The following is a 16,491-nucleotide window of genomic DNA, read 5'->3' on the forward strand; positions in this document are numbered from 1 at the left end:
GGGCGCATCAAGTCAGAGTGAAAGTCCAGGGCAAGTATCAGCCGAGCGAGTTGATCAATGATTATTACCCTGCGGTAATCAGCTTTTCAGAGTATCAAGAGCTTAACAGCCGAGCAGTTCAACGCCCCGCTGGCAGAAGTGAAACGAATCACATTAGTGGGTTGGTTTACTGCGAGCACTGCGGCAAGAAGATGGCAGCAAAGAGCCGCAAGAATAAAACTGGAAAGGTCACTTACTACTACTGCCGATACTCGCTCTTGGAAAGCTGTGAGCACAAGGCACACGTCCGAGACCTACATAGCCATGTGATTGAACATGCCAATCGATTGGAAATCAAACAGACGATCAAAGACGACAAACGCGCTAACGAAATTTTGATCGAGTTGAATCAGATCGACAACAGAGTCCGAGAGCTATCTGAATCACTGGCAAGCATGACAAGTACAATCGCCACGACTGCTGTTATCAGTGCCCTCTCCTCTCTCGAAGAACAGAAAAAGGCGCTATTAGCAGAACAAAAGCAATCAATGCCAATTGCTGCCGACGCAGTTAAAACACTGCTGACGCTGGTGGATGATCCCAAGCAGTTCAACATCCAGTTAAAGAAGATTGTTAGCGAGATCAGAGTTAGCCAGAGCGGGAAGGGTCATATCGTCAGCGTGAAACGACACGATGGACACAAGATTGTTTTTCATACCAATGGTGCATTCACCACTGATACCAAGCAATTCTTGAACGAGATTAGAGAACTCAATCAATAGGCCGCTTCGCGGCCTTTTTCATGCCCGTTTGACATGCTGGATACGGGGATAAACGGGGTCATAGCCCAAGACGTTGTAACACTCTCTGGCATGTTGTAATGCTGAATGCTGATCCCCGTGCGGTCTTGATACTGCGAGCATTCAGACTCTCGGCCATTCTTTTCAGCGTGTAGCCATTTCTTCGCATTTCAGCAAATTCAGGACGTAATTGTTCCGCTCTATCGTCTGCTGCTTTCTTGAGCCCTTCCACTTGAACATTGTCACGAATACCGCCGAGCTTAACACCGCGCGCCTTCGCTGCTTGCAATGCTGCTTTGGTGCGCTGGCTAATGAACTCTCGTTCCTGCTCTGCTAACGCTGCATATAGATGAATCTGGAACTTATCAGCGAACGGCAGACAAGCGATCCGAACGTCAATTTGCTTGATGATATGAGCAACTGTTTCAACGTCACGACTCAAGCGATCAACTTTAGCCACAAGCAGAGTTGCACCGTGTTGTTTGCACAGCTCAACAGCGGCTTTCAGAGTGGGACGCTCATTAAGACTGCCCTTACCAGAACGAACGTCAACGAACTTTTCAATCACTTGATGATCACCAGCATAGTGAGACAGAAACAAATCGGTATCGCGCTGTTGTGCCTCTAACCCGAGTCCGCTTTCTCCCTGCTTCTTAGTTGATACTCGGTGATAGATAACATATTTCATTGTCAAGTTATTCCGTGCTGTTATTCAGTCAATGAAAGTATGGTAACAGGAGGCATAGGCATTTCAACAAAAGCCAAGAGACATTTGATTTGTGTATGACATTGAAAATGTGTAAGAGTTGACAGGCTATCGGAGTCCTGTTTAGTGGCTTTCGGTAAAATGTGAGAGATAACAACCGTATTGCGGATCATATTCAGTGTCATTACCGCTGTTTAGGCAGCGGCATACTTTTATATGACTTGAGATTCTTTTTGACCAACCGGAATATTTCAGATAGCAGTCGAAGATCCATGACTGGTTCATTTTTGAAATCAGTCACCACACAATTATTCGCAGAAACCTCAGCACGATACATATAGCCCTTGTGGAATATGACCATATTAATCTCATACCATGTGATTGGAATAACTACAGTCGTTTTATTAAACCGTTTCTCGGCTCGGTATTTCTTGAATCGCTCAACAATAGATGTGCACCAATCTCGAATGACACTGAATGGATTTTTAATTCTAAATTTCATGTTAACTCCTGATAATTATTGATAGGGGGGCCATTGTATTGATGACATTATGACTACAACACAGCCACAGTCTTCTGTTTCGTATAAAAAATGGAAATTCCAAAAACTTTTTTCGCTGAGTTAAACTGGGATGATGATTTCACAGTCCTTCAGATAGTCAGCGTCTTCACGTCTCGGATGTTCGATGAGCAGATAATCCCGTATTTTTGAAATATCACCCTTTCTGATTAGCTCTTGGATCTGACGTGTCTTGGACAAATGGCATGGATTACATACGCTTACAAAATTATCACGACAGCGAGCATGGTGGTGATTAGGGTCAAGTGATAATTCTAGGTGGTGATCAACTGCAATAGCGGTGCGACGGCCACAATGTTCACAGATTGGATAACTAATTCTGTGACTCTTAGATAGCTTTCGCCAACCACTGGAATTATAGAAATCCATGTTGTTATCTAAGCCTTTGGCCGTTGTTTTAGTATATTTCCGAGACTTGTGGACTTTCTTGTGGGCAGGACAATACCAGCCGCTACCTTCGAAATTGTTAGTGCAGCTTGGATGGGTACAAAGTTTTCTCATGTTTAGCTCCTTGTGTGTATGAACTATTTAGGTGAACACTGGTGGAGCCCAGAGAAAAAAAGTTTTGGAGAGTGATTAGCGTGAATCAGATTATGTCGAGGCTGTGATGTGTAAGAGTCGTTTATATAAAATGCCCCCCCTATAGGGGAATAAGCAGAATGTTTATTACCGTTGGAGGTAGTGTTATTATTACTTCATCAACTGTGGTTAGTTGATTTTGTTTCGGTAGTCTGATTTTGAATTTTTCATGATGTTTATCACCCTGTTTTTATGCATTATAATAAACAGGTACACGATATATCCTTTTTTAAAGCCAACTCCCTTGTGGGTTGGTTTTATTTTGACTATATGAAAACACACACTTATTAGTTCAAGGAGAATAAAATGGCAGTTACAAACCAAATTACCTCATACGAGAGAAAGATAATCGAGACTTATGGCCTGACTATGTATACATTCGCAATCACAGGTCATACGAAGTCCAAGATTTATAACTGGATCAAGAAATACGATATCAAAGTTCCTGAAATGGCAGATGTTCACCAACGTGTTACTGATATCGTTAAACAGTACGAGAAGGACAAGCAATGACCGAAACTGTTTATATCAATGACAAGGAGCATATTCTACGGAGGCTTGCCGAGTTCGTGAGGGATAGAAATGTATTCTATCTGGCGAGGAAGGGAAAATGCTCAGGGAGCAGACAGGAACCAAGACATTTTGTTTTATTCGATGTTAATGGTGATAGTGCTGAATGGTATTCTTACAGTTACAAGACTCTCAATGCCGTTTTTAAGGCATGGTGTATTGATAACCATAACGAACGATTTTTAATGTCATTCGGTGAACTGGGATTCAAGTCTATGGAAAACTTCGCTGAATATTTCGGTATAAAGAAGGAAGGCATATATCGAGGCGGTAATAAAAACCAGCTTAAAAACTGGTTAGATCAAGATGAAATAGAAGAACGTTATGGATTTAAGGCAAGGATCTACGATGTAACACTCAGGAATAATCGCCTTTTATTCCACGCGCCGAGAGTATCGGCTTTTTGTGAATCAAATTAAAATCAACTTTATGAGGAAAGTAAAATGATGAAAATTCAAATAATCCACCAATTCAAAGGAGATATATCGTGGAAAATACCCATAAATCGAAGTTTTCGATTCAAGAAGTAAAAGAACTATACGCCGATGCCGATCAAATCAAAATTTATAGTGCATTGGATAAATTCGGCCTAGACGAGCATGAGATTAAACACATGCTTGAATTAGAGGAGGAGTTTAGGCCGAAACTGGCACTAACTCGACTCGTTAGCCTGCTTAAAGACAAGGAAGAAGTAAAGAAACAGATTCAGAAGAACATGACGACGGATGAATCGTTGTTACATTTCTATGATTACCTGAATCGAAAAAACATATTCTACCTTGGTGACACCGAAGAATTCGTAATGCTTGAGCCGGTGGGATATGAAGACGAACCACACAATTACAGGTGGACTACTCTGACATTCAAACAGCTAAAGGAGCGTTATGATAATGGTGATCATCCGACTCCTAGAATCAAAACACTTGATAATATTCTATTAGATAGCAGGGTTGATTCTGGCATAGGTGCCATTTTTAAAATGGCAAAATGCTACCTCGGTGGCCGCGAGACAACTCGCCGATTCAATTTTAGAACGTCTTCATCCCGACGCATGGATGAAGAAACACTGAATATGTGCGAGGTGGAGAAAGAAAAGTGGATTATGAACTCGGACGAGTATCACATTGCAGATCCCCGTAAGCCAGATCCATATATTAAGGCATTGCTATGGTCTATTTCAGGAGAGAAGCAGGAAAACTTTGACCATATATGTAAATGCATTCTCTGGAAACTAAAGGGCAATGTTATGCACACATTGCCGTCATTAGTGTTATTCGGTGGTCAGGGTTCAGGTAAATCGACATTCACCAGTGTACTTATGCCCACTGTGTTTCATGGTTCTAGTTCTTGCGTATCAGGTAAAATCGACGATTTGAGCCGATTTAACAGCTATATGGAAGGTGCACATCTTGTATATTTTGATGAGGCAAAGCTAGACAAGCGTTTCAATGAAGAACTGAAAAAAACAATCGGTAACGTTAGCATACCCATCGAGAAGAAGGGACAGGACAAATATTACATCGACAACCTTGCCTGGTATGTGTTCTGTACTAACGACGAATTCGGCGCTGTTGCATTAAGCCAAGACGCCAGTGAGAACAGGCGATTCAGTATTTGTAAGGGCAACGATGCGCTGTGGAAAGTAATAACACGAGAATTCGGAGTTAGCACTGAGGCAGAGGCAAGAGATATTGAACGTCTTGTTATAAACGCTTGCAAAGACAGAAAAGCAGTAGCGCAGACTATAAAGTGGATCGAGAAGACTTACTGGGAAAGTATGAATAACCGCTGTCCAAGAGCATTGCACGGTGAAGACTATGAAAATCTATTGGGTATGCAGAAGTCGGATAAAGATCATCTGGCGGAAGATATTCTTATGTCTTGCGTTAAAAATGAGACACTTGCGCCGATGCGTGATTGCGTGAAACTGTGGCGAGAAAGAGCTGGCACAGCACGACACTCGAATTATGACGAGCGAGCGATCAAGACTCTGTTTGCAGAAGTGGCGAAACGGAACGGGTGGAATATCACGGGTGATAAACGAAAGCAAATTGGTGGTGTGATGTACAATCCAAACGTGATAATCACCGGCATTGATTTTAAACAGGTTGTATATAGCGAACTTGAAAGAAACTTCGACCAATATATTAGTGATCGTGAATTCGAGGAGGTAACAGGTAGTGTGGAAATAGATTCTCCTACTAAGTTAAAAGGCGTTGATTTTGATTTCGGTTTGTCTGCGGCCAACGATGACGAGTTGGAAGAACTGCTCAAATAACACTTGCAGTCGGTTGCAATATTTTTTGCAAAGTTGCAAACCGACTTGCAAGTAAAAAATCACATAAGCTATTGATTTAATTGAGGTTTTTCAAAAGTTGCAACGGTTGCAGATTTTTCTGACCAAATCGCCACAGCCAGCGGCACCACCAGAACTGAGATACAGGTTGTATTAGTAATCACGTATTATTTTTTCCAACTTAAAAAAAAATTTACAAGTGTTACAACTTTCTCTGGAAGTCAATGGCCACGCTGGCTGGACCGATTTTCGTGGTTGCAACTCACTTGCAACTGTTGCAAAAAAATTTGCAACTTTCACCAACAACATGAAAAGACCTGAAGGCGCGAAGCGCCTTTGAGTTGCAAAAAATATTGCAACTCGGTTTGCAACTCAAATACAAAAATTTGCAACTGTCTACAAGAATCAAAACACAACAGTGGCAAAAAAGGCAAAATTTTGCCACTCATTTTGCCACGAGGAATTCAGGCACCACGCTGCTTAGACCACTATTTTGCTTATTTTGTTATTTTTTTAAAAGTTTAGAAATAATATAATAGAGTATTACTCCATACACTGCTGCTTCTCTTCTCTGGAGGAAACGTGGTGGTGGCGAACTTACATATTTTTCTTGTAAAAATGGCAAAATTTCACGGAAGTCAGTGGCCACGCTGGCTGGACCGATTTTTCGATGGCAAATCAAAAGACAAACAAATGGCAAAAAGGCAAACCGTTTTGTCAAAACACAAATCATAGGAGATAACGTGGAATTTAATATATCAATTAACAAAGAAACATCATCTGACCGCATGATGACAAAAACAGAAGCAAATGAAAAGGCTTATCGCGGCTGGAAAATAACTACGCTTGATTGGACTGAATCAAAAGTCAAGACTGTTTTCAAATGTGAGTGGATGGCAGGGCTATCAACTGACGGACGTAAACGCAAAGAATCAATCGCCGGTGTCGGTGTTCTATTTCTTGATATAGACGACCCAACAAAACACGGCGCTGAACTGCTTGATATAGTCCACCAGCGACTGTCTAACGCTGGCTACGCTCATGCAATTGCTACCTCTGCTAATCATATGCGAGAGAAGATCAAATCGTCTGGTGAAGTCTTACCAGCTTGCCCACGCTTGAAGATAATGATACCGCTGGCATCACCTTACCTATTCGTCGGCAATGAAGAAGAACGAGAACAGAAGCGGGAGAACTGGAAAGCTGGTGCAAAACGGATTACCGCATATTTTGAACGTCTGTTGGAATGCGAGTTGGATCATTCAAGCCTCGATGCTAATAGGTACTCATACAGAGTTAATCCACAGGCTGATAACTTCGAATTCAGATTCGCAGACGGTAAAGGACTCGATGCTAAGAATTATTGCTATCCGGCACCGGTGAATTATCTTGCGGAAGCTCGACGCAAAAGACTTGCGGAGCGATTTAACGGCGATGACAGCATGGAACGAGTCAAAGACGCCGCTCGGTATTTTTTTAGTGAGCACAGGGGTCGGGATGAATGGGTAAACGTGTGTTTCGCTGTGGCGAATTTATTCGGGATATATGAACTAAAGAACATGACGACGATGACGAAAGGAGAGGAATCTGGGTTTTCTCGACAAACGAGTGGAAGAACTGTCGGCGCTGGGACTATTATCCACCTAGCGAAGCAATACGGCTGGGAATACAAGAAATAAGCTGGTGGCGCAGCCACCAGCAATAACGATTGTTTACTGGTGTGTGGAGCCTGTTATCATTACCAAATAAATCGTTAGCCAATAAGAGTGCCTTCTACCTCGAAGATCACTTCGTCCACTATTGTTTGCGGCTTTGGTGGGCACTCTTATTAGTTAATCGCACCCGCAAAGTGTAAAGAGGTAGAAGTTGAAAAGTTTAGAAGATTGGAAGTTAGAATACGAACAAGATGAATTTTGTGGCACTGAATTAAAGACGCCGAAAGGCGGTGTTTTAACTGTTGTTGGGATTGCTGGTAAACAGGGGGCAAATAAGTTATACGCTTGTCATTGCTCTATTTGTCACCAAGACGAACAGATGTTTCCAGAGTTAGAAACAAGCGTAAAGAGGAGTCTTGTTAAACAGGGTTCTGTTCCTTGCGCCTGTTCTAAAACCTATCGGTGGAATGATCGTCAATATCGTTTGAGATTAACTAATCCAGACTATGAGATTATCAGTCAAGAACCGATCACTGGTGCCAGACAGAAAATCAAACTCAGATGCAATCATGACGGATATGAGTGGGAAGCTCAAGTGAATAACTTGTTGAATCACGGTAGAGGATGTCCGAAATGCGCTGATAGAAATCAGAGAAACGATGACCCAATAACTCCGGTGATGAAACGTTGTTCTGAACTCGATATCAAGTTCCATGGATTTGTTGGCGGAGAGTATAAGAACAAAAATACAAGACTGGATTTAGAATGTCATTGTGGAAATAAGTGGAAGCCAAGTTATGATAGTTTCGTTAATCATGGTGCTGGATGCCCCGCTTGTGCTAAGACTGGCTATTCACCTGATAAAGCAGGCGTTTTTTACGTGGTTCACTGGCATAAAGCCGATCACGAGTTCTTGAAATACGGCATTACGAATAAAGGCGAACAGCGTATCACGCAACAGATGAACTCCACAGATTACACGCCTACAATTCTCTACTTCCCTACTTTCAGTGACGGTAACGTGGCCGCTGAACTGGAACGAGAGTGTGACGCTAGACGTAATGAGCTATACGGGTGTAAGGGAGTAGTCTCTAAAGAAGACTTCCCAGACGGATATACCGAGACAATGAACGTGGATCAGTATGATTGGATCAATGAACTGGTGTTTGAATCTACCATGTGCCGATTAAAACCTCTTAAATAACATCGTGGGTAATGGGTATTCCCACGATTAGCTCCGCAGCCGCCTTCGGGCGGCTTTTTCATATCTCTATCACTGTGAAACTCAGTTTTCCAATCAACGAATCCCTGCTCGGATTTACCGCCCTGATTTGTGCAATCCACTGAACGCAATCCTGCACTGAGCTAAAAACTTAGCTGATTAAAAGCTCCACAGAGAGTCACCTAAATAGTTCATACAAGGAGCTAAAATGACAACGACTGAATTTATCAATGCGCTATCCCAGCGTACCAATATCCCAATAATCACCTCGAAAGATTTCATATTCATAGAATCGTCCGGCATCAAGGTATTAGAACATCATCACAAGATTGCGGTGAGTGTCTCCGGTAATGGTGAACAAGCTGAAACGCGATACAGCGATCCCTCAAACGAACTGATGCAGATACTCACACAAGCATTCGAACAAGCGGCAAAACGTCACCAGCAGCGTCTGGCAGATGAACGAATCAATCACATGAAGGACATGAAGGAGAGGAAGAATGTTTAATCCGACCAATATTGAAATGAAGGGCTTTGGCTTCGGCTTTAAAGCGAAACAATTTGAAGAAGTCGAACAATTTGAAGAAAAACAAGATGAAGTTTTCGAAGAAGCCACCAGCACCATCGACCCAGAATTCGAGATCGAGATTCGCCGTTTTGTTCGCTGTTGCTGGGCACACGGTCTCAAGGACGACTGGATTGACTCGCTGACAAAAACGAAACCCAACCCCTCAATTGCAGGTATGACTGGGCTACCGCGTGACGTAGTGGTCGAACTGATGAGGAATGAACTCAATGCAGTGGCAGAGATCGCTGAACGAGAGCGCGAGCTGGAAGCAGAGCGAATCGGTAAACTGTATGTCTGATGACATTTCTGATGACATTGAAGAGATCGCTGGTGGCTCGCTGCCAGTGATTTACCGTGATCTTGTCGTAGGTCGCTATGATGACATTAGCGAGGTGATGGAATCGATTCCTGAGCTGTTTGGCGTTGAATTGGAGCTGTTGGATTGTTATAGCCACTGGAAGATCGTCGAGACAGACGAACTTGATAGGATTTTAAGTGAACTGATTAGATAGCAAACAATTGATCAATACTGTGCGCCAGCACTTCGCGAAGCGATTATTCATTAAGTAGTATTATGATCAATATATTAATTATAGTAATAATTATCGCCTTCGGCGAAGTCGCTAACGCGACAATCTTATTAATGATTATTTTAATACTGATTTTTAATTATTAATATCTATCACTCACTGCGTTCGTGAAATCGCTAACGCGATAAGTTCAAAACCATTATAATCACACTTCGAATCCAGTAAACATTTTCAATCAAAAATAATTTGATAGCTCACATTTCAATCAATCGTCAACCTTTGTTTATTATGGCCATAATCAATGTTATGATCACAATATAACAAGGAGACAGTAAAATGATCTATCAAACAGCAAAACAAATCTGTGAACAAACAGACCAACACATTTCAAACATTTTCAAATCAATTTCAAATCTATGCCAGAAACACTCTATCAAGCCCACCAGCATTGATTTTGAAATCAAAGACAGCAAACTCCACTCACTGCTTATCAACGATCTGATGTTTACTCGTGGTAAATCGAATCACTGGGAGCGTGTCTAATGTCAGAATCAGGATATTTCAGTGGTCTATTCGGTGAAGATTCTGAATGGACTTTTCTCTGCCAAGAAACAGAGTACCGAAACAAATTCACGCCTAATGAAGATACTTTGTTTTTCTTCCACAAGAAACGCCTAATCGATTATTTCATTCAGGAATTTCAAGCGAGAGATACCTCGAATCGCTATTCACTGAAACAAGACGGTAATAGAGTTTTCTTCACCGACGGTTCACGCAGTATGATCACCTTGATTGTCGGTACAAATCACTTTCAACTTGATTTTGATTTCGGTGGCCAACTTGCTTTCAGCGCTGTTTTTGAAGCCAGTAATCGTGAACGATCATACTATTGGAAATCGAGCGAGATTATCACCGCACCTGGGCTTTATGCCGCGTTAGATATCATCATGAATCCTATTACCGCTGATAACTTCAAGTGCTAATGTTTATTATCATCATAACACATGATAATATTAACCTGTTGATGACTGTACCACTTGTGAAAATTACATTATCTGAGGAATATATCATGACCCATTAATTTAAAAGGAGCTATATCGAAATGCCTACTATTCAAATCCAAACCCAAAAAGAACTCTCTGAATCTGAAATCATGCGTCTGATTCAAGAAGATATCTTCCATCAGATTCACTCACGTTTTAACAAACTCGAAATCCCGACTGGTGGTATCATCGAAACACGTAACGGGTTCAGATTCGAAATCGATCACGGTGGTATCGAAGCTATCATGATTTCAAACGGCCACATTTTCTTCCAAGAAAAGGACACGATTGCCAAGGTCATCACCTTCGAGGGTGACCGATTCCGTATTACCGATGAAGAATATCACCCTGCCGTAGTGAGTGAGATTGCCAGTATTCTGCTTGAAGAGTTCGATCACGCCGAAGGCCAAGAGCTGTATGATAAAGCCAATCTGACAGACCTGATTAACATCGCTTTCATGTTCGGCGAGAAACATCGCTGGGTCACCTCTGAGGCTGTTTATGTCGATGATGCCGACCGCGATTTTAATGTCATTCTTGAAGCAGACGCTCATTTAATCAGTATTCATGCTGGCTTCGAAATTGATGGTTTGTCTCCGTTTAATCAAATCAGTCGTCATTGTGCTTTGCCCGCTAAAGCAGTTCGACTCACTATGAATAAATTCCGCAATGCTTATGCCAGCGTGAAGGGAGTTTAATCCATGAAACTAAAAAAACTCTCTGATAAAAAACTGAAAAAACTTGCTGCTGAGAAATTCATGAAACCGGTAATCGATAGCCTACGTGATATGGGCTATCGAGCCCATAATATCAAGCGTGGCAAGATCGACGGTGTTTATACCTCTGACACTGAATTCGGAATCTTAACAGTTATTCTTGGTAACACTGGTGATATTGAGCGTGATATCGGCACGGCTGCATTCACACTGGTAGAGAAAGACTTCCAGATGATGATTGCATTTGCTCATAACGGTAAATTCGAATACCTTTGTCCACCGGATTATCGCCAACATCTTGTTGAAGAGATCATTAGCACGTTACACCGCTATTATGAGCCGTCAGAAGACGCCTGCCAACGTGATAATATTTCACTGACAGACCTCCATAACATGGCATGGATGTTCGGCACCGAGCACCAAGTTGACGCTGACCGCGCTATCGCTGTTAAAGTCGATGGACATATCACTGTTGGTGTTATGGCTAAGGATAACTGGTATTTGATCATGCCTGTTATTGAAGGTGAAGACGAAGATAAGGACGAAGGCTATCGGATTTTCAAATATGATGATATGCCTGCCCGTGCAGTCGAAGATATCAAATCCAAATGTCGTGAACGTTATGCAGAAGCCCTTGCTAAACAAGTATCTGAACTAATCGAATGATTAAGGCCCCTTCGGGGCCTTTTTCGTTATTGGAGATTCTTTTCAGCGTTAGCGAGGAACAATAGATTGGTAGCAGTCAAATGAATCATATAACTAACAAAATGCTCTGGAATGTCTATTACTTCGGGGCCTTGCCCATGACTACCCATTTTATTTCTAATTCTTGGCACACCAGTTATAAGAATAGATTTGAGAATGTTTAATATTTCTTTAGGCTGACTAATTTGCCATGCGGGGAACAAGCCGTTAGCTGAACATGATTCAATCAGAGGACTTGCGGTGGCCTTGTCTTTCTCATAACTCCAACCACGCTTTTCATGAATCGCTTTCATCATACTTTCGAAAGAATTCCCACAACTGGAGATAGCCTCACGATATCGACCATGCCTATAGTGATCATGTGCCGTCATGAATTCATGTAAAGAACCTGCATAAAGGGGTTCGGAGTTTAATGCGGTAAGAATGGGCACCATGACTTCTGATTGTATAAATTCACTTTCAATTTTAATAATTTCAAGACTCTCTTTATCAATTTGATAGCCTACCGCAGACTCTCGAAATCTAGTATTGATTTCGTCAATGAGAGTTCCAACCTCAACATTTAATAAATCCCTTTTGCTATACTGATCGACTCGAACCATTACTAGGTGTAGCACACTCAAGAAGCCTTCCATATCGGAATAGTTTTCCACGTATGAAAATATCACTTGAGTTTCATAGTTCTTTTTACTGTACTGTCTAATTGCAAATTCGTCATGAGGGAGAAGTCCACCATTCTCAACCTCTATAATATATTTGACATCGCGGTATATGGGATTCATCACTCTATCTCGAACGGAAAAGAGTGCCTCATATATTTTTAAAATCTGAAATTTTAATTTTTGTGGTATTACGTCATACTGATAAACATCATTGAACTCACCGCGAAGACGTTTTTGACGCTTTGAATATGTTTCATGAATAGCCATCGTTGTTCCCTAACCCCATCAATTGATAAACAGGATTTTACCATCGTGGAGCTGTATGACTACAGAAAACAATCGTGTGCTTTTAAGCGTCAAAGTAAGGGATTCCACGCCCACGAACTGTGAGGGATGCACATCTGTGCATCCGCTCAACCCTCAGCACTGGTTACTCCGTCGTTCCTGTCCAATACTCACCGTATCAGCCTGTTCGAGGGTATGCGTTGTGTACAGACTCTTGTTGTTATGGTGTTTGTGTTGCCAGGCTACGGCACAGGAGTCATTGGTCGTGGGCTGGGTCGACTGGCAGCCCTTCAGTTATCGCAATGAACAGCAACAGCTCCGCGGACTGGATGTGGAGCTGCTCAACGCCATCTTCCTGCGGGCCGGTTATCAGGCCAAATTCAGTGAAATGCCCTGGGCTCGCGTGCTGCACGAGCTGAAATTCGGCACGGTTCAGCTGACCATGTCAGCCAATATCACCGCCGAGCGGCAGCAATATGCCCGCTTCAGTCACCCCTATCGGGAAGAGGAGACGGCCATCATCATCCGTCGGCAAGATGCCGAACGCTGGCGCGGGATCACCACCCTCGAGCAGTTGATCAACACCCCCGACTTCCATATCGGGGTGCTCAAGGGCTTTGATTACGGCAATACCTTCCGCCAGTTGATGGCAAGGCCCGAGCTGCAGCCTCGCTTGCAGATGCGCCTGCGGCTGGACCAGTTACTGAAGATGTTGCAAGGGGGTCGGATCCAGGGGTTTATTCTGGATCCCCACGGACTGCAGGGGTGGCAGGATAAGGATGAAGTGCAGGATCAGCTGCATACCCTGCTGCGTATCGAAGTCACGCCGGTTCACCTGATGCTGAGCAAAGAGAGCACCACTGAGGCGCAACTGCAGCGGATCAATCAGGCTATCGATCAATTGAAACAGAGTCCCGACTATCAGCAGATCCTCGATCGCTACCAGTTCAGATCCCTGCATTCACAGGAAAATACTCATAAGTAAGGGGAGCATCAGCTCCCCTTACTGTCTCAAGCAAACCCAATCCGTTCTCAAACAACCCTGGTTGCAACTTGCCAAGACGCTTTGGTCATCGATAACGTGATGGGTTAAGCCTGGCTATCAGCGTCCCAGCACAATATCGGCAAGGTGGGCGAAGTGGTGGATTTCGTGTGTGGCATCGCACTCGCCCGCTTGCCGCGCCGGGTTGTACCAGCAGGTTGCCAGCCCCTGCGCCGCCGCCCCGGCAATATCGGTTTTCGGATTATCCCCCACCATCAGCACCCGGGCAGGATCCGGCTGCCCCATCAGGGAGAGGGTGTGCTGGAAAATAGCTGGCGCCGGCTTGGTCACCCGGATCTCGTCGGAGATCACCAGCGGCTCGAACCACTCGCTCCAGCCCAGTTTGCCGAGTCGCCCCCGCTGGGGCACGCTGAAACCATTGGTGATGATCCCCATCCGCACCTTGCTGCGCAGCTGCTGCAGGGTCTCGACCACCCCTTCAAGAGGCATGCTAAGGGCAATGATTTGCTCCAGAAAGGTGTTGTTCATCGCCATGGGATCGGCGGAAACCTGCTGGGCAAAGAGGGAGAAGCGGGTCTGCTGCAACGCCGTTGCATCGATCTCGCCGTCGTTGTACTGCTGCCAGAGCCCGTGGTTGAGGGCGTGGTACTGCGCCATGCTGGCGTCATCAGCCTGTACACCATAGATCTGCAGAGTGTGCGTCAGCGCAGAGGCGACCGGAAAATCGAGCAGGGTTTCATCCAAATCGAACAGCACCCAGTCATAGCTTGGTTGTTTCACAGAACTCCTTGTTATCATTCAGATTGTTCAGAAGCTTGGCGACCAACTCTGCCAAGCGGACTGGCCAGCAGATCCAGCGTGAGACGCACGCCAAAGCCGGTCACTTCGCTGGAGACTACCCCATTGCCCCCCTTGTTGCGAAAACCGCTCAGGTCGAAGTGCAGCCAGGGGGTCTGCTCGGGCATGAAGTGGGCGAGGAAACGGGCCGCATCAATGTGATCCGGCGAACTGCCCGGCGCACACTGCAACAGATCGGCCCACTCGCTCTCGATGTTGTCGTCGTAATCGTCATCAAGCGGGAAGGGCCAGACTCGTTCACCGCTGCGCTGACCCAGATTGACCAGCGATGTCATCCATTCGCTGCGATTGGTAAAGACGCCGCTGTAGCGGCTACCCAGCGCCCGTTTGCAGGCCCCGGTCAGGGTCGCGTAATCGAGCAGCAGATCCGGGGTATCCTGCACCGCCATCGCCAGGGTGTCGGCCAGTACCATTCGACCTTCGGCATCGGTATCGACCACCTCGATGGAGGTGCCATTGATGGCGGTCACCACCTCGCCAGGGCGATAGGCGTGAGGGCCGATATGGTTCTCGGCAATGGCCAGCCAGCAGTGCACCTCGTAAGGCAACCGGGCTCGGCTTATGGCGTAGAGGGTGCCGAGCGCCACCGCGCTGCCCCCCATGTCCAGATGCATGCCATACATGCTGCCAGAGACCTTGAGGTTGTAACCGCCAGAGTCGTGACAAATTCCCTTGCCCACCAGTGCAATGCGGCGCACCGGCTTGGGCGGGTAGTAGCTGAGCTTGACCATGGCTCCCTGATTGTCTTCCGAACCACGAGCAACGGCCAGAAACGCCCCCGCCCCCAGCTCGGCCAGCTGTGCCTGATCATAGTGATGGCACTGCCATCCCTCATCTTGCGCCAGCTTGCTGACAAACTCGCGATAGCTGGCGGCCGTCAGCTCAGAGGCAGGCAACACCGCCAGATGACGAGCCAGCCCGTTGCCCCCCGCTTCGCTGTAAAGGCGTGCCAAGTCCAGCACCACCTCGGGTGAAACCTTGATCTGCTGATAGCTCCAGCTGCTTTCACTGCGGCGCTTGCTGGTGGGCAACGAAATATTGGCGGCAAGCAGGGCCGACAACATCACTTCGGCCAGCATCACTCGCTCGGAGGGAGCAAAACCTTCCAGATGCAGCCCGAGCCGCTCCACATTGAGCCCAGAAAGAGGAGCAATCCAGCCTCTGATCTGTTTATAGAGGCGGTGATCCCGCGTCACACCGCCGGCCACAAACATCACCTGCAACAGGGTATTACCATGCATCAGGGTAAAGGGCGCTTTTTTCCCCAGCGCAAGCTGGGTCTGGAGACCCGCAAGGGCGGGGAGCGAAAGCAAGGACTCCTTCTGCTCTTCGGCGATCAGCAGCAGTTGCAACGGCAGCCCTTGGGCAAGGGCTTCGGCCAGCGTGGCATCCCGGCTTTCAATAGCAGGAGGAAGATAGGTGAAGGGAGTGATCACAGGCGCGTGCCTCATCCATGAAGAGATACCTGATGATACCCAACAAATGGTTGATACGACCAGTTTTGGTCTTGAAAAAGCGTCAAAAATAGCAGCAATCACCAGATGGTGACGAGCATCAAGAAGGATTGTTCAATGATTGGCAATGCAGGAAGGGAACGTACAGAAAGTTGGTTGCGGGGGCCGGATTTGAACCGACGACCTTCGGGTTATGAGCCCGACGAGCTACCGAGCTGCTCCACCCCGCGTCCGAATTGTCACCCCCAAGCCGAGCAGTAGCTTGATGGCGTTTGTCTGC

19 protein-coding genes and 1 tRNA gene are annotated in these 16,491 nt (G+C 45.3%); 14 read left to right on the top strand and 6 right to left on the bottom strand.

The window, feature by feature from the left end; genetic code table 11:
• On the top strand, positions 1-761 hold a 761-nt coding region (locus tag AACT07_RS21345), incomplete at its 5' end, for a zinc ribbon domain-containing protein (RefSeq protein ID WP_139123927.1).
• Between the two features lie 58 nt (positions 762-819).
• Here AACT07_RS21345 and AACT07_RS21350 read toward each other — a convergent pair.
• Positions 820-1,467, bottom strand: coding sequence for a recombinase family protein (locus tag AACT07_RS21350; protein WP_069529941.1), 648 nt, complete (start codon positions 1,465-1,467; stop codon positions 820-822).
• Between the two features lie 202 nt (positions 1,468-1,669).
• Positions 1,670-1,987, bottom strand: coding sequence for a hypothetical protein (locus tag AACT07_RS21355; RefSeq protein ID WP_069529942.1), 318 nt, complete (start codon positions 1,985-1,987; stop codon positions 1,670-1,672).
• Between the two features lie 963 nt (positions 1,988-2,950).
• Between AACT07_RS21355 and AACT07_RS21360 the strand changes: the two genes are divergently transcribed.
• From AACT07_RS21360 to AACT07_RS21415, 12 genes are all read left to right on the top strand, one after another.
• Positions 2,951-3,157, top strand: a complete 207-nt coding sequence (locus AACT07_RS21360) for a hypothetical protein (RefSeq protein WP_069529943.1) — start codon at positions 2,951-2,953, stop codon at positions 3,155-3,157.
• Positions 3,154-3,633: a hypothetical protein gene (locus tag AACT07_RS21365; RefSeq protein WP_069529945.1), complete on the top strand. Its 480-nt coding sequence runs from the start codon at positions 3,154-3,156 to the stop codon at positions 3,631-3,633. Before AACT07_RS21360 ends, AACT07_RS21365 begins: the two co-directional genes overlap by 4 nt.
• 68 nt (positions 3,634-3,701) lie before the next feature.
• Positions 3,702-5,492 (top strand): primase-helicase family protein, encoded by a 1,791-nt coding sequence (locus tag AACT07_RS21370; protein ID WP_069529947.1) that lies wholly within the window; start codon positions 3,702-3,704, stop codon positions 5,490-5,492.
• A gap of 659 nt (positions 5,493-6,151) precedes the next feature.
• A complete protein-coding gene (locus tag AACT07_RS21375) occupies positions 6,152-7,189 on the top strand; it encodes a hypothetical protein (RefSeq protein WP_139123928.1) in 1,038 nt (345 codons plus the stop codon).
• 187 nt (positions 7,190-7,376) lie between these two features.
• Entirely contained in the window at positions 7,377-8,369 is a 993-nt protein-coding gene (locus AACT07_RS21380; protein WP_139123929.1) for a zinc-ribbon domain-containing protein, read from the top strand.
• A gap of 226 nt (positions 8,370-8,595) precedes the next feature.
• On the top strand, positions 8,596-8,895 hold the full coding sequence (locus AACT07_RS21385) for a hypothetical protein (protein WP_069529951.1): 300 nt from the start codon (positions 8,596-8,598) through the stop codon (positions 8,893-8,895).
• Entirely contained in the window at positions 8,888-9,253 is a 366-nt protein-coding gene (locus AACT07_RS21390; RefSeq protein WP_069529952.1) for a hypothetical protein, read from the top strand. The genes AACT07_RS21385 and AACT07_RS21390 overlap by 8 nt, the downstream gene beginning before the upstream one ends.
• On the top strand, positions 9,246-9,467 hold the full coding sequence (locus tag AACT07_RS21395; RefSeq protein WP_069529953.1) for a hypothetical protein: 222 nt from the start codon (positions 9,246-9,248) through the stop codon (positions 9,465-9,467). The genes AACT07_RS21390 and AACT07_RS21395 overlap by 8 nt, the downstream gene beginning before the upstream one ends.
• 354 nt (positions 9,468-9,821) lie before the next feature.
• Positions 9,822-10,028, top strand: a complete 207-nt coding sequence (locus AACT07_RS21400; RefSeq protein WP_069529954.1) for a hypothetical protein — start codon at positions 9,822-9,824, stop codon at positions 10,026-10,028.
• Positions 10,028-10,468 carry a hypothetical protein gene (locus tag AACT07_RS21405; protein ID WP_069529956.1) on the top strand — a complete coding sequence of 147 codons (441 nt, stop codon included), beginning with the start codon at positions 10,028-10,030 and terminating at the stop codon, positions 10,466-10,468. The genes AACT07_RS21400 and AACT07_RS21405 overlap by 1 nt, the downstream gene beginning before the upstream one ends.
• 119 nt (positions 10,469-10,587) lie before the next feature.
• Positions 10,588-11,226: a hypothetical protein gene (locus AACT07_RS21410; RefSeq protein ID WP_069529958.1), complete on the top strand. Its 639-nt coding sequence runs from the start codon at positions 10,588-10,590 to the stop codon at positions 11,224-11,226.
• Between the two features lie 3 nt (positions 11,227-11,229).
• Positions 11,230-11,910 (top strand): hypothetical protein, encoded by a 681-nt coding sequence (locus tag AACT07_RS21415; protein WP_069529960.1) that lies wholly within the window; start codon positions 11,230-11,232, stop codon positions 11,908-11,910.
• 26 nt (positions 11,911-11,936) lie between these two features.
• Here AACT07_RS21415 and AACT07_RS21420 read toward each other — a convergent pair whose 3' ends face one another.
• Positions 11,937-12,878 carry an STM4504/CBY_0614 family protein gene (locus tag AACT07_RS21420; protein WP_069529962.1) on the bottom strand — a complete coding sequence of 314 codons (942 nt, stop codon included), beginning with the start codon at positions 12,876-12,878 and terminating at the stop codon, positions 11,937-11,939.
• 283 nt (positions 12,879-13,161) lie between these two features.
• Between AACT07_RS21420 and AACT07_RS21425 the strand changes: the two genes are divergently transcribed.
• Positions 13,162-13,881 carry a substrate-binding periplasmic protein gene (locus tag AACT07_RS21425; protein ID WP_083250030.1) on the top strand — a complete coding sequence of 240 codons (720 nt, stop codon included), beginning with the start codon at positions 13,162-13,164 and terminating at the stop codon, positions 13,879-13,881.
• A gap of 117 nt (positions 13,882-13,998) precedes the next feature.
• Here AACT07_RS21425 and yjjG read toward each other — a convergent pair whose 3' ends face one another.
• The 3 genes from yjjG to AACT07_RS21440 form a co-directional block, all read right to left on the bottom strand.
• Positions 13,999-14,679, bottom strand: a complete 681-nt coding sequence (gene yjjG, locus AACT07_RS21430; RefSeq protein ID WP_005361017.1) for a pyrimidine 5'-nucleotidase — start codon at positions 14,677-14,679, stop codon at positions 13,999-14,001.
• A 14-nt stretch (positions 14,680-14,693) separates the two neighbouring features.
• Positions 14,694-16,193 (bottom strand): M17 family metallopeptidase, encoded by a 1,500-nt coding sequence (locus tag AACT07_RS21435; RefSeq protein WP_069529966.1) that lies wholly within the window; start codon positions 16,191-16,193, stop codon positions 14,694-14,696.
• Between the two features lie 171 nt (positions 16,194-16,364).
• Positions 16,365-16,441, bottom strand: a tRNA-Met gene (locus AACT07_RS21440).
• Positions 16,442-16,491: the final 50 nt, after the last annotated feature.

The sequence above is a fragment of the Aeromonas sp. ANP5 genome, assembly GCF_963870295.1.
Lineage (GTDB): Bacteria > Pseudomonadota > Gammaproteobacteria > Enterobacterales > Aeromonadaceae > Aeromonas > Aeromonas veronii.